We start from the raw sequence: 14,041 nt of genomic DNA on the forward strand, positions 1-14,041 counted from the left end.
GATCTTCCACACATGGGGGGAGAGATCCGGCGGCCACCGGCCTGTGAGCCGTGAGCAGTACCCCCCGTCGACGATCCAGCGTGAAGATCCAGAAGGTGTCGAACCATGACAGTCGCCATCGACCGCGCGACCGGCAAGCGCCGCGGTGACCGTGAGCCGAGGCCAGGGCCGGCAGGGCGCCTGAGGCGCGGCTACCAGAAGCACTGGTACGCGTACGTGATGATCGCCCCGGTGGCGGTCGTCCTCGGCGTGCTCGTGCTGTATCCCCTGGTGTACGGCCTGTACCTGACGCTGACCGACGCCAACAGCCTGAACACGGCCCGCACGATCGGCGTCAACCACATCGACGCCACCTACAAGTTCATCGGCCTCGACAACTACGCCGACATCCTGTGGGGCCCGACGGCCTACGACCGCTTCTGGTCGCACTTCATCTGGACGATCGTGTGGACGGCGACCTGTGTCGCCCTGCACTACGGCATCGGACTCGGCCTCGCCCTGCTCCTCAACCAGAAGCTGCGCGGGCGGACCCTGTACCGGTTGATCCTGGTGCTGCCGTGGGCGGTGCCCACCTTCGTCACCGTCTTCGGCTGGCGGTTCATGCTCGCCGACGGCGGCGTCATCAACTCGGCGCTGGACTTCCTGCACCTGCCCTCGCCGCTGTGGCTCGAGGACACCTTCTGGCAGCGGTTCGCCGCGATCATGGTCAACACCTGGTGCGGTGTGCCGTTCATGATGATCTCGCTGCTCGGTGGCCTCCAGGCCATCGACGCCTCCCTCTACGAGGCCGCCGAGATGGACGGCGCGAGCGCCTGGCAGCGTTTCCGCTTCGTCACCCTGCCGGGGCTGCGGTCCGTCAGCTCCACCGTCGTCCTGCTGGGCATCATCTGGACCTTCAACCAGTTCGCCGTGATCTTCCTGCTGTTCGGCAACACCGCACCCGACGCGCAGATCCTCGTCACCTGGGCGTACTACCTCGGCTTCGGACAGCAGCCGCGTGACTTCGCCCAGTCCGCCGCCTACGGCATCCTGCTGCTGGCCATCCTGATCGTCTTCACCTCGTTCTACCGCCGCTGGCTGAACCGCAACGAGCAGCAGCTCGCGATCTGAGGCAGGAGTTCCCATGAGTAGCACCACAGCCGAGACCTCCGCCCGCGTGAGCGAGCAGCACCCCGCGAAGACCCCCCGCCGGGTCCGCCGCCGCGGCGAGAACGGCCTCGCCGGCTCCCTCGTCTCCCACGGCGTCCTGATCGTCGCGAGCGTCATCGCGCTCTTCCCGATCGCGTGGCTGGTCTATCTGTCCCTCGGCCCGGACACGGACGACTATCTGCACCCGGGCGGCATCTGGGACAAGATGACGTTCGACAACTACACGTTCGTCCTCCAGCACACCCAGTTCTTCGACTGGCTGAAGAGCTCGCTCATCGTCACGCTGGGCACCACGGCGATCGGCGTGCTCATCGCCGCCACCACCGGCTACGCCGTCTCCCGCATGCGCTTCCCCGGCTACAAGAAGTTCATGTGGGTGCTGCTGGTCACCCAGATGTTCCCGGTCGCGGTGCTGATGGTGCCGATGTACCAGATCCTCTCGGACCTCCAGCTCATCGACAACTACCTCGGCCTGATCCTCGTCTACTGCACGACGGTCATCCCGTACAGCGCCTGGCTGCTCAAGGGGTACTTCGACACCATCCCCTTCGAGATCGACGAGGCGGGACGCGTGGACGGGCTCACCCCGTTCGGCACCTTCTTCCGGCTGATCCTGCCGCTCGCCAAGCCCGGTCTCGCGGTGGCCGCCTTCTACAACTTCCTGACCGCCTTCAGCGAGGTCGCCTTCGCGTCGACGTTCATGCTCAGCGACGACAAGTACACCCTTGCCGTGGGCCTTCAGTCCTTCGTCAGCGAGCACGACGCCCAGCGCAACCTGATGGCCGCCACGGCGGTGCTGATCGCGATACCCGCCGCCGTGTTCTTCTATCTCGTGCAGAAGAACCTGGTGACCGGCCTCACCGCGGGCGGCACCAAGGGCTGAGCCCCTACGAGACTCCCGCGCGCCGAAAGACGCGCGGGTGGCGGCCGCGGTGTCCTCCCCCAGCCTCCGGCCGGGGGGGACCACCAGACCCCGCCGGCACCGCGGCCGCCTCATCCACCCGCCTCATCCACCCGCCTCATCCACCCGCCTCATCCACCCGTCTCGAGACCACTCGCCCTCGACTGCGAAGCCGAGCCCCAACTCTCCATGCAACAGCCCCTCCCCCGCTCTCGAACGCGCTCGAGCGGGGGGACCCCCATCGCCCCAAGGACGCCATGAGCCAGCAGCCCGCAGCCCCGGCCCCCACCCCCACCTCGGCTGTCGCCATCGTCGCCAAGCGCCGTGACTGGTGGCGGGACGCGGTGATCTACCAGGTGTACCCGCGCAGTTTCGCCGACAGCAACGGCGACGGCATGGGCGACCTGGAAGGCGTACGCTCCCGCCTCCCGTATCTGCGCGACCTCGGCGTGGACGCCGTGTGGCTCAGCCCCTTCTACGCCTCCCCGCAGGCCGACGCCGGTTACGACGTCGCCGACTACCGCGCGGTCGACCCCATGTTCGGCAACCTCCTGGACGCCGACGCGCTCATCCGGGACGCGGGTGAACTGGGCCTGAGGATCATCGTCGACCTGGTCCCGAACCACTCCTCCGACCAGCACGAGTGGTTCAAGCGGGCGTTGCGGGAAGGCCCCGGCTCGGCCCTGCGGGACCGCTACCACTTCCGGTCCGGCAAGGGTGCCGGCGGCGAACTCCCGCCCAACGACTGGGAGTCCATCTTCGGCGGCCCGGCCTGGACGCGGGTCACGGAGCCGGACGGCACCCCCGGCGAGTGGTACCTCCACCTCTTCGCGCCCGAGCAGCCCGACTTCAACTGGGAACACCCGGCGGTGGGCGACGAGTTCCGTTCCGTCCTGCGCTTCTGGCTGGACATGGGCGTCGACGGCTTCCGCATCGACGTGGCCCACGGTCTGGTCAAGGCGGCGGGTCTGCCGGACCTCGGCGCGCACGACCAACTCAAGCTGCTGGGCAACGATGTCATGCCGTTCTTCGACCAGGACGGCGTCCACGAGATCTACCGCCAGTGGCGGCTGATCCTCGACGAGTACTCGGGGAGGAAGGGGCCCGAAGGGCCTTCGTCGGAAGGGCGGGGGAGGGAGACGGGTGAGCGGATCTTCGTCGCCGAGGCCTGGACCCCGACCGTCGAGCGCACCGCGAACTACGTACGCCCCGACGAACTCCACCAGGCCTTCAACTTCCAGTACCTGGCCACCGAGTGGGACGCGGAACAGCTGCGTGAGGTCGTCGACCGCACCCTGGAGGCGATGCGCCCGGTCGGCGCCCCCTCCACCTGGGTGCTGTCCAACCACGACGTGACGCGGCACGCCACCCGGTTCGCCAACCCGCCCGGCCTCGGCACCCAGATCCGTACGGCGGGCGATCGTGAGGTCGGCCTGCGGCGGGCGAGGGCGGCCACGCTGCTGATGCTGGCGCTCCCCGGCTCGGCCTACGTCTACCAGGGCGAGGAACTCGGCCTCCCGGACGTGGTCGACCTGCCGGACGAGGTCCGCCAGGACCCGGCCTACTTCCGCGGCGCGGGCCAGGACGGCTTCCGCGACGGCTGCCGCGTCCCGATCCCGTGGACGCGCGAGGGCTCGTCGTACGGCTTCGGCGACGGCGGCAGCTGGCTGCCCCAGCCGTCCGGCTGGGGCGAGTTGAGCGTGCAGGCCCAGGAAGGGGTGGCCGGTTCGACGCTGGAGCTGTACCGCTCGGCCCTCGGCATCCGCCGCTCGCGGCCCGACCTGGGCGCGGGCGACTCGGTGGAGTGGCTGAAGGCCCCGGCCGGCGTACTGGCCTTCCGACGCGGCGAGTTCGTGTGCGTGGCGAACACGACGGGGGAGTCGGTGACGACCCCCGCTTACGGGCGGGTGCTGCTCGCGAGCGGTGAGGTGAGCGAGACGGACGGCGGCGAGACGAAGCTGCCGGCGGACACCACGGCCTGGTTCACGACGGCCTGACGGCCTCCCGGGGAGTCTGGAAGTTCTTGCATCAACTTCACACGGCCCGCTGCCTTTTCAGGCAGCGGGCCTTTAACATCTCCGTCACCGCAAGATTGCTGAAATATTTCAGCAAGCGCCTTCAACGGAGAAGGACATCCCCACATGGCAAGCAGCAGACCGCTTTCGGGCGCCCTCGCCCTGGCCGCCGCGGCCGCCGTCATGGCCCCCACCGCCGCGTCCGCCACCCCGCCCGGCACCAAGGACGTCACCGCCGTCCTCTTCGAGTGGAACTTCGCCTCGGTCGCCAGGGAGTGCACCAACGCCCTCGGCCCCGCCGGCTACGGCTACGTGCAGGTCTCCCCGCCCGCCGAGCACATACAGGGCTCGCAGTGGTGGACGTCGTACCAGCCGGTGAGCTACAAGATCGCGGGCCGCCTGGGCGACCGCACGGCCTTCCGGGACATGGTGAACACCTGCCACGCGGCGGGCGTGAAGGTCGTCGTGGACAGCGTCGTCAACCACATGTCCGCCGGCAGCGGCACCGGCACCGGCGGATCGTCGTACACGAAGTACAACTACCCGGGCCTGTACTCCTCCTACGACTTCGACGACTGCACCTCGCAGATCACCAACTACGGCGACCGCTGGAACGTGCAGCACTGCGAGCTCGTGGGCCTCGCGGACCTGGACACCGGCGAGGAGTACGTCCGCAAGACCGTCGCCGGGTACCTGAACGACCTGCTCACCCTCGGAGTCGACGGCTTCCGCATCGACGCGGCCAAGCACATCGACACCGCCGACCTGGCCAACATCAAGTCACGGCTGACGAACCCGGGCGTGTACTGGAAGCAGGAGGTCATCTACGGCAGCGGAGAGGCCGTCCAGCCGACCGAGTACACCGGCAACGGGGATGTCCAGGAGTTCCGTTACGCCTACGACCTCAAGCGGGTCTTCAACAACGAGAACCTCGCCTACCTGAAGAACTACGGCGAGGGCTGGGGATACCTGAGCAGCTCGGTCGCGGGCGTCTTCGTCGACAACCACGACACCGAGCGCAACGGATCCACCCTCACCTACAAGGACGGCGCGAACTACACGCTCGCCAACGTCTTCATGCTCGCGTACCCGTACGGCGCTCCGGACGTCGACTCCGGTTACGAGTGGTCGGACGCGGACGCCGGGCCGCCCGACGGCGGTGCGGTGGGCGCCTGCTGGCAGAACGGCTGGAAGTGCCAGCACGCCTGGCCGGAGATCATGCGCATGGTCGCCTTCCGCAACGCCACGCGGGGCGAGTCGGTCGGCAACTGGTGGGACAACGGCGGTGACGCGATCGCCTTCGGGCGCGGCGCGAAGGGATACGTGGCCATCAACCACGAGAGCGGCTCCCTGAGCCGGACCTTCCAGACCGGGTTGGCCGCGGGCGCCTACTGCAACGTGCAGAACAACACGACCGTCACGGTGAACTCCTCGGGACAGTTCACGGCGACGCTGGGGGCCAACACGGCCTTCGCGATCTACGTGGGCAAGTCCAGCTGCTGAGCCGGTCGGTGGCAAGGGTCGTGAAAGTTCTTTCTCATTCTTTCACGACCCTTGCTGTAAAGCTTGCATCGGCGATAGCGTCGCGCGGGCGCCCGGCGACGAAGCCCTCCCGCGGCGTCGGGTCGGACCCAAGAGAGCCGTAATCGCAAGGAGTTCCCGCCTGTGATACCGAGATGGCCGGCGCCCCCGACGCGCCGCACCGCGCCACCAGCCCGACGGGTCGCGGCCGTCGCCGTGGCCGCGCTGGCCGCAGCCCTCGTGCAGCCCCTCGCGGCCCACGCGGACAGCCCGCCGCCACCGCCGTCCGACGCGAAGCTGGCCGCCGCGCCCGCCCGCCACGACGACACCCGTGAGCAGTTCTACTTCGTCATGCCCGACCGTTTCGCCAACGGCAGCACCGCCAACGACCAGGGCGGACTGACCGGCTCACGCCTCACCACCGGTTACGACCCCGCCGACAAGGGCTTCTACCAGGGCGGCGACCTCAAGGGCCTGACCCGGCGGCTCGACTACATCAAGGGTCTCGGCACCACCTCCATCTGGATGGCGCCGATCTTCAAGAACCAGCCCGTGCAGGGGACCGGCAGCAACGCGTCGGCCGGCTACCACGGCTACTGGATCACCGACTTCACACAGGTCGACCCGCACTTCGGCACCAACAAGGACCTGGAGACCCTCATCTCCAAGGCGCACGCCAAGGGCATGAAGGTCTTCTTCGACGTCATCACCAACCACACCGCCGACGTGGTCGACTATGCGGAGAAGTCCTACGGCTACCTGTCCAAGGGCGCGTTCCCGTACCTGACGAAGGACGGCGAGCCCTTCGACGACGCCGATTACGCGGACGGCGACTCGAAGTTCCCCGCCGTCGACGCCGACTCCTTCCCGCGCACGCCGACGGTCACCGCCGCGCAGAAGTCCGCCAAGGTCCCGTCCTGGCTCAACGACCCCACGATGTACCACAACCGCGGCGACTCGACGTACGCCGGTGAGTCGACCACGTACGGAGACTTCTCCGGTCTCGACGACCTGTGGACCGAGCGTCCCGAGGTCGTCAGCGGGATGGAGCGGATCTACCAGCGCTGGGTGCGGGACTTCGACATCGACGGCTTCCGGATCGACACCGTGAAGCACGTGAACATGGAGTTCTGGACCCAGTGGGCGACGGCCCTCGACGCCTACGCGGCCAAGCAGGGGCGTGACGACTTCTTCATGTTCGGCGAGGTCTACTCCGCCGACACGTCGATCACGTCCCCCTACGTCACCCAGGGCCGCCTCGACGCCACGCTCGACTTCCCCTTCCAGGAGGCGGCCCGCCAGTACGCCTCCCAGGGCGGCAGCGCGCGAAAGCTCGCCTCGGTCTTCGCCGACGACTACAAGTACACGACCGACAAGGCCAACGCCTACGAGCAGGTCACCTTCCTCGGCAACCACGACATGGGCCGCATCGGGTACTTCCTGAACCAGGACAACCCGGAGGCCGGCGACGCCGAACTCCTCGCCAAGGACAGGCTCGCGAACGAGCTGATGTTCCTCAGCCGCGGCAACCCGGTCGTCTACTACGGCGACGAGCAGGGCTTCACCGGCGCCGGCGGCGACAAGGACGCCCGCCAGACCATGTTCGCCTCGAAGACCGCCGACTACCTCGACGACGACGAGATCGGCACCGACCGCACCCACGCGAGCGACGCGTACGACACGAGCGCCCCGCTGTACCGGCGGATCTCCGCTCTCGCCAAGCTCCGCGAGGCCAACCCCGCCCTCACCGACGGCGTCCAGACCGAGCGCTACGCGGCCGACGGCGCCGGCGTCTACGCCTTCTCCCGCAACGGCACCGGCAAGGACACGACCGAGTACGTGGTCGCCTTCAACAACGCGGACGAAGCACGGTCGGCGACCTTCGCCACCGGTACCGCGAACACCGGGTTCCGCGGGATCTACGGCACCGCGAAGACGGTTGCCGTCGGCGCCGACAGGAAGATCACCCTGACCGTTCCGGCGGGCTCGGCCGTCGTCCTCAAGGCCACCCGCAGGCCGCCCGTCCCGGACACCGGGCCGACCCTCGCCCTGCACGCCCCGGCCGCCGGCGCCACCGGCACCGTCGAGCTGAGCGCCGACGTGGACGGCGGTCAGCTCAACCGGGTCGTCTTCGCCGCCCAGACCGGCAACGGCAAGTGGCGGACCCTCGGCTCCGCCGACCACGCCCCCTACCGGGTCACCCAGACCATCGGCGCGGACGTACCCGCGGGAACGGCCCTGCGCTACAAGGCGGTCGTCGTCGACTCGGCCGGGCGCACGGCGAGTGCCACCGCGGCCTCCGTCACCGGCGCCCCGCCCGCCGAGGAGCCCCCCACCGCCTCCTCCCGTGACTACGCGATCGTCCACTACAAGCGCACCGACGGCGACTACGCCGACTGGGGCCTGTACGCCTGGGGCGACCTCGCCGACGGCGAGTCGACCACCTGGCCGGACAGCCACCCGTTCGTCGGCCGCGACGCCTACGGCGCCTTCGCCTACGTCAAGCTCGAGCCCGGCGCCTCGTCCGTGGGCTTCCTCGTCATCGACAAGGACGGCGACAAGGACGTCTCCGCCGACCGCACGATCGACGTCACGAAGACCGGCGAGGTCTGGATCGAGCAGGGCAAGGACGGCGTCGTCGCACAGAAGCCCGACGGCCCCGCGCAGGACACCGCCAAGGCCGTGCTGCACTACCACCGCGCCGACGGGAACTACGACGGCTGGGGTGTGCACACCTGGACGGGCGCGGCGTCCCCCACCGAGTGGTCGAACCCGCTGAAGCCGAGCCGGACCGACGCGTACGGCGCGGTCTACGAAGTGCCGCTCACCGCCGGCGCCACCAGCCTGAGTTACATCCTCCACAAGGGGGACGAGAAGGACCTCCCGTCCGACCAGTCGCTGGACCTCACCGCGAACGGCCATGAGGTGTGGCTGCTGAACGGGCAGGAGAAGTACCTGCTCCCGCAGCCGGCCGGGACCGCGGCGGCCCTCGACCCGACCACCTCCAAGGCGGTCTGGATCGACCGGAACACCGTCGCCTGGAACGGCTCCGAGGCCGCTGCCTCGACCCAGTTGCTGTACAGCCGGGACGGCTCGATCGCCGTCGGGAACGGCACGCTCACCGGGGCGGCCAAGTGGCTGCGGCTGACGAAGACCACCCTCACCGACGCGCAGAAGGCCGCGTACCCGCACCTCAAGGCCTACACCGCCTGGTCCGTCGACCCGCGCGACCGGGACCGGGTGCGTGAGGCACTGAGCGGTCAGGTCGTCGCCTCCCAACGGGCCGTCGGGGGCACCTCCCAGGCTTTCGGCTCTGGGGGAGGGGCGGTGCTGGCGGCGACGGGCGTACAGATCGCGGGCGTGCTGGACGACCTGTACACCGGCGCGACCAAGGCGCGGCTCGGGCCGACCTTCCGCGACGGCCGGCCCACCCTGTCCGTCTGGGCCCCGACGGCACAGCAGGTGTCGCTCGAACTCGACGGCTCCACCGTACGGATGAAGCGGAACGACACCACCGGCGTCTGGTCCGTGACCGGGCCCAGGTCCTGGAGGAACAAGCCCTACCGGTACGTCGTGAAGGTGTGGGCGCCCAGCGTCGGCAAGGTCGTCACCAACAAGGTCACCGACCCCTACTCGGTGGCCCTCACCACCGACTCCGGGCGCAGTCTCGTCGTCGACCTCGACGACAAGGCCCTCGCCCCCGGCGGCTGGTCCTCGCTCACCAAGCCGAAGGCCGTCCCGCTCAAGGACGCCCAGATCCAGGAGCTGCACGTCCGGGACTTCTCCGTCGCGGACACGACCGTCCCCGCCCAGGACCGGGGCACCTACCTGGCGTTCACGGACCGGGACAGCGACGGCTCGAAGCATCTGCGGGAGCTGGCGGCGGCGGGCACGTCGTACGTCCATCTGCTGCCCGTCTTCGACATCGCGACCATCGCCGAGGACAAGGCCGCACAGTCGACCCCCGACTGCGACCTGGCCTCCTATCCGGCCGACTCCGACAAGCAGCAGGAGTGCGTGGCCGCGACCGCCGCGAAGGACGCCTACAACTGGGGGTACGACCCCTACCACTACACGGTCCCCGAGGGTTCCTACGCGGGCGACCCGGACGGGACCGCCCGTACCGTCGAGTTCCGCCGGATGGTGAAGTCGCTGAACCAGGAGGGCCTCAGGGTCGTCATGGACGTGGTCTACAACCACACGGCGGCGAGCGGCCAGGCGGCGACCAGCGTCCTCGACCGGATCGTCCCCGGCTACTACCAGCGGCTGCTCGCCGACGGCTCGGTCGCCGACAGCACCTGCTGTGCGAACACCGCGACCGAGAACGCGATGATGGGCAAGCTGGTCGTCGACTCGATCGTCACCTGGGCCAAGCAGTACAAGGTCGACGGGTTCCGCTTCGACCTCATGGGGCACCACCCGAAGGCCAACATCCTGGCGGTGCGCGAGGCGCTGGACGCGCTGACCCCCGCCAGGGACGGCGTCGACGGCAAGAAGATCATCCTCTACGGCGAGGGCTGGAACTTCGGCGAGGTCGCCGACGACGCCCGGTTCGTGCAGGCCACCCAGAAGAACATGGCGGGCACGGGCGTCGCGACCTTCTCCGACCGGGCGCGCGACGCCGTGCGCGGCGGCGGGCCGTTCGACGGGGACCCCGGCGTCCAGGGCTTCGCGTCCGGGCTCTACACCGACCCCAACTCATCCACCGGCAACGGTACTTCGGCCGAACAGAAGGCCCGCCTGCTGCACTACCAGGACCTCATCAAGGTCGGTCTGTCCGGCAACCTCGCCGCCTACCGCTTCACCGACACCGACGGCAAGGAGGTCACCGGCGCGCAGGTCGACTACAACGGCGCCCCGGCCGGCTACGCGGACGCGCCCGGCGACGCCCTCGCCTATGTCGACGCGCACGACAACGAGTCGCTGTTCGACGCGCTGACGTACAAACTGCCGGGGGACACCTCGGCGGCCGACCGCTCCCGCATGCAGGTCCTCGCCATGGCCACCGCCGCGCTCTCCCAGGGCCCGGCCCTGTCCCAGGCCGGCACCGACCTGCTGCGCTCCAAGTCGCTGGACCGCAACTCCTACGACAGCGGCGACTGGTTCAACGCGATCCACTGGAACTGCGCCGCCGGCAACGGCTTCGGGCGGGGCCTGCCGCCGGCCGCCGACAACGCCTCCAAGTGGCCCTACGCGAGGCCCCTGTTGAGCACGGTCGGGGTGGGCTGCCCGCAGATCACCGCGACCTCCGCCGCCTACCGGGATCTGCTGAGCATCCGGACCACGGAGAAGGCGTTCTCCCTCGGCACGGCCACGCGGGTGCAGTCGGCGCTCTCCTTCCCGCTGTCCGGGAAGGACGAGACACCCGGGGTGATCACCATGGAACTCGGTGACCTGGTCGTCGTGTTCAACGCGACGCCGACCCCGGCGAAGCAGACGGTCGACGCGCTCGCCGGGACGGGATACCGCCTGCACCCGGTGCAGGCGGCGGGAGACGACCCCACCGTCAAGGCCGCGTCCTACGTGACGGGATCCGGCACGTTCACCGTCCCGGGCCGCACCGTCGCGGTGTTCTCCCGGACGACGCCCTAGGCACCGCGCCGGACAGCCGCTCTGGACGCCCTGGACAGGGGCATTACCTTGGTGGAGCAGGCCTTGAATTCGGTCTGCTCCACCGGGGAGTCCGAGGGTTGACAGATGAGCGTCAACGGCAGGCGGACAGACACGACCGTGCTGGTCGTGGACCGTACGGCGGCCGGCCGGTTCGCCCTGGGGGTCGTGCTGCGCCGCGCCGGCCACCAGGTCGTCGCGGTCGGCACCGGCCACGAGGCCCTCGCCGAACTGGACGTACGGCTGCGCAAGGGCGCCCTGCCGGACGTGGCCCTCGTCGACGTCGAGCTGCCGGACATGAGCGGCTTCGAGCTGTGCCGTCGGCTCAAGGCCCGGCCGCACATGGCCGGGCTTCCCGTCGTGCACTTCTCGGCCGGTGAGGTGGCCCCCGGCGACCGCGGGCAGGGACTGGAAGCGGGCGCCGAGGCCCACCTGGCGATGCCCGCCGAGCCCGAGGAGATCGACGCGGTCGTCCGGGCCGCGGTGCGGGCCGCACGGCTGCGGGCCGACGACCAGGCGGCGGCACGGCGGCTGTCGCAGCTGTCGGAGGCGATCGTCGGCATCCAGGCGGCACGCTCCCCGCAGGAGCTCGCCGACGCCGCCGCCGAAGGCACCGCGCGGCTCACCGGCTCTCCCGCCGCCGTCTTCGTCCTCGGCCCGGACGACGCGCTGCACCGCGGCACCTCCAGGAACCGCACCTCGCTCGCACTGCCGGACCAGGACGCCCACAGGGCCGTCGTCGCCCTGCTGCGGCGGCTCGCGCACGGCCAGGCAGGGGTGCGGATCACCTCGGTGCCCGCGCCGCTGTGGCCCGCCGGGTTCTTCCGGCCCGGTGTGTCGCACGACGCCCGGCTGGTGTTGATCCCCACCCAGGACGGCAGGTCCTCGGTGTGTCTGGCCACCCCGACCCGCGAGGTCCGCCGGGTGGACCCCGAGACCGAGTCCCTGCTGGCCCGGCTCGCCCAGGCCACCGTGCTCGCCGCCGAGCCGCTGCTGATGTACCAGGTCGAGCGGCACGTCGCGCTCACCCTCCAGCACAGTTTCCTGCCCCGGCCGCACCGGCTGCCCGAGCTGCCGGGCGTCGACGTCGCGGTCCGCTATGTGCCCGCCTCCCGGGAGACGGAGATCGGCGGCGACTTCTACGCCGCCCTGCGCACCGGGGAAGGGGTGCTGGCCGCGGTCGGCGACGTCGTCGGGCACTCGCTCGAGGCGGCCACCGTCATGGTCGAGATCCGGCACGCCCTGCGCGCCTACTGCGTCGACGAGAGCGACCCGGCCGTGCTGGTCGAGCGCCTCGACCGGATGCTCCGGCTCTACCACCCCGGGGTCACGGCGACCGTCTGCCTGGCCCTGATAGACCCCGGCACCGGGCGCACCCGCATCGCCAACGCGGGCCACATCCCGCCGCTGATCGTCCGGGACACCCGCAGCGCCGACTACGCCAAGGCGGCCGGCCCGCTGCTCGGCCCGGGCCTGCCCCATCCGCCGCCCACCGAGCTGTTCCTCGAACCCACCGACCGGCTCCTCATGGTCACCGACGGTCTGATCGAGACCCGGGGCACCGACCTCGCCGTCTCCATGGAGCACCTTCGCGCGGCGGCCATCGGCGCCATGCCGGGCCTGGACGCCCTGTGCGACACCCTCCTCACCAGCTTCGGCCACGACCGGGAGGACGACATCGCGATGCTGGCCCTGGGGCTGACGAACTAGGCTGAGCCTTGTTTGCCGTAGAACGGGAGTGCCCATGCCGCAGATCACCGTCGAACGCTCCTCGGGGTTCGATCACGTCGACTGGAACGCGTTCGCGCTCGCGCTGCACCCGCTGGTCGTCGAGATAGCGGCCGCGCGGCTCGAGGCGTGCAAGACGCGGGTCGTCCGGACCGAGGAAGACGTGGTGGGAGACGCGGTGGGAGGGACGGAGCCGAGCGGGCCGGCCATCGTGCACGTCACGCTCGCCCTGCTCGCCGGCCGCTCCGACGAGACCAAGGCCAAGCTCACCGAAGCCGTACTGGAACTGCTGCGCAAGCACATCGAGCCGACCGACGGGGTCTCGGCGGTGCACGCCTCCGCCGAGGTGCGCGATCTCGACCCGTCGTACCGCAAGTACGAGGGATAGGACGGATCCCGGGCGGCTTCGGAACTCAGGAGACCAGGGCGATGAGCCGGGTGACCAGGTCGCCGAAGGGGCCGTCGGCCGGCTCGCCGCCGAGCACGGGGCGCAGCAGCGTGCGCAACTCGTCGTCGTAGGCCGCGCTGACCGCGGTGAGCGCGGCGAAGTCGTGCACGAGCTGGACCTCCAGCTCCTCGCGCGGGATGCGCCGCCCGTCCAGCCAGATCAGCGCGGTCGACTCGGCGAGCGAGATCCAGGAGCGGACGGTCAGTTCCAGGCGAGGAGGCGCGTCGGTGATCCCCAGATGCGACAGGATCTGCTCGTAGGCGTTCTGGCGTACGGAGTCGATCAGGGCGTTCGTGGTCGACGAGCCGACCGCCGGGCCGCCGCGCATGAGGGCGGAGAACCCCGGGCCGTGCGCGTCGACGAAGTCGAAGTAGCGGCGCATCACGCGCAGCAGCCGGGCGCCCAACGGCCCTTCGTGCGGCTCGGCGAACCGGCCCGCGAGATCCTCCGAGGCCCGCTTCAACGCGGCTTCGTACAGGCTGAGTTTGCCGGGGAAGTAGTGGTAGACGAGGGGGCGCGAGATGCCCGCGGCCGCGGCTATCTCGTCGATGGAGACCTCGTCGGGCGAACGCTGGGCGAACAGTTCGAGGGCGACGCCGATCAACTGCTGCCGACGCTCCTCGACTCCCATTCTGCGACGAACCCCGGTAGTCATGCGAACACCTTACC

8 protein-coding genes are annotated in these 14,041 nt (G+C 70.0%); 7 read left to right on the plus strand and 1 reads right to left on the minus strand.

The genetic code is table 11. The annotated features are described in order from the left end of the window. The first annotated feature begins 105 nt into the window (after positions 1–105). From ACIPFH_RS04650 to ACIPFH_RS04680, 7 genes are all read left to right on the plus strand, one after another. Complete coding sequence (locus ACIPFH_RS04650) at positions 106–1,110, plus strand: carbohydrate ABC transporter permease (RefSeq protein ID WP_401823023.1); 1,005 nt, start codon at positions 106–108, stop codon at positions 1,108–1,110. A gap of 13 nt (positions 1,111–1,123) precedes the next feature. Beyond that, complete coding sequence (locus ACIPFH_RS04655; RefSeq protein ID WP_401823026.1) at positions 1,124–2,032, plus strand: sugar ABC transporter permease; 909 nt, start codon at positions 1,124–1,126, stop codon at positions 2,030–2,032. A 275-nt stretch (positions 2,033–2,307) separates the two neighbouring features. Further along, positions 2,308–4,047: a glycoside hydrolase family 13 protein gene (locus ACIPFH_RS04660; protein ID WP_401823029.1), complete on the plus strand. Its 1,740-nt coding sequence runs from the start codon at positions 2,308–2,310 to the stop codon at positions 4,045–4,047. Between the two features lie 144 nt (positions 4,048–4,191). Further along, on the plus strand, positions 4,192–5,568 hold the full coding sequence (locus ACIPFH_RS04665; RefSeq protein ID WP_401823030.1) for an alpha-amylase family protein: 1,377 nt from the start codon (positions 4,192–4,194) through the stop codon (positions 5,566–5,568). 162 nt (positions 5,569–5,730) lie between these two features. Beyond that, positions 5,731–11,178 carry a pullulanase-type alpha-1,6-glucosidase gene (gene pulA / locus ACIPFH_RS04670; RefSeq protein ID WP_401823033.1) on the plus strand — a complete coding sequence of 1,816 codons (5,448 nt, stop codon included), beginning with the start codon at positions 5,731–5,733 and terminating at the stop codon, positions 11,176–11,178. Between the two features lie 105 nt (positions 11,179–11,283). Further along, positions 11,284–12,906: a SpoIIE family protein phosphatase gene (locus ACIPFH_RS04675; RefSeq protein ID WP_401823034.1), complete on the plus strand. Its 1,623-nt coding sequence runs from the start codon at positions 11,284–11,286 to the stop codon at positions 12,904–12,906. A 34-nt stretch (positions 12,907–12,940) separates the two neighbouring features. Beyond that, positions 12,941–13,312 carry an isomerase gene (locus ACIPFH_RS04680; protein ID WP_356256224.1) on the plus strand — a complete coding sequence of 124 codons (372 nt, stop codon included), beginning with the start codon at positions 12,941–12,943 and terminating at the stop codon, positions 13,310–13,312. 25 nt (positions 13,313–13,337) lie between these two features. Here ACIPFH_RS04680 and ACIPFH_RS04685 read toward each other — a convergent pair whose 3' ends face one another. Further along, positions 13,338–14,027 carry a TetR/AcrR family transcriptional regulator gene (locus tag ACIPFH_RS04685; RefSeq protein WP_401823036.1) on the minus strand — a complete coding sequence of 230 codons (690 nt, stop codon included), beginning with the start codon at positions 14,025–14,027 and terminating at the stop codon, positions 13,338–13,340. Positions 14,028–14,041 lie beyond the last annotated feature (14 nt).

The organism is Streptomyces sp. NPDC088157 (assembly GCF_044741545.1).
GTDB lineage: Bacteria > Actinomycetota > Actinomycetes > Streptomycetales > Streptomycetaceae > Streptomyces.

Excerpts from the sequence above, each read along its gene's own strand:
- ACIPFH_RS04650 (WP_401823023.1), top strand. The coding sequence starts at position 106 with ATGACAGTCGCCATCGACCGCGCGACCGGCAAGCGCCGCGGTGACCGT.
- ACIPFH_RS04655 (WP_401823026.1), top strand. The coding sequence starts at position 1,124 with ATGAGTAGCACCACAGCCGAGACCTCCGCCCGCGTGAGCGAGCAGCAC.
- ACIPFH_RS04660 (WP_401823029.1), top strand. The coding sequence starts at position 2,308 with ATGAGCCAGCAGCCCGCAGCCCCGGCCCCCACCCCCACCTCGGCTGTC.
- ACIPFH_RS04665 (WP_401823030.1), top strand. The coding sequence starts at position 4,192 with ATGGCAAGCAGCAGACCGCTTTCGGGCGCCCTCGCCCTGGCCGCCGCG.
- ACIPFH_RS04675 (WP_401823034.1), top strand. The coding sequence starts at position 11,284 with ATGAGCGTCAACGGCAGGCGGACAGACACGACCGTGCTGGTCGTGGAC.
- ACIPFH_RS04680 (WP_356256224.1), top strand. The coding sequence starts at position 12,941 with ATGCCGCAGATCACCGTCGAACGCTCCTCGGGGTTCGATCACGTCGAC.
- ACIPFH_RS04685 (WP_401823036.1), bottom strand. The coding sequence starts at position 14,027 with ATGACTACCGGGGTTCGTCGCAGAATGGGAGTCGAGGAGCGTCGGCAG.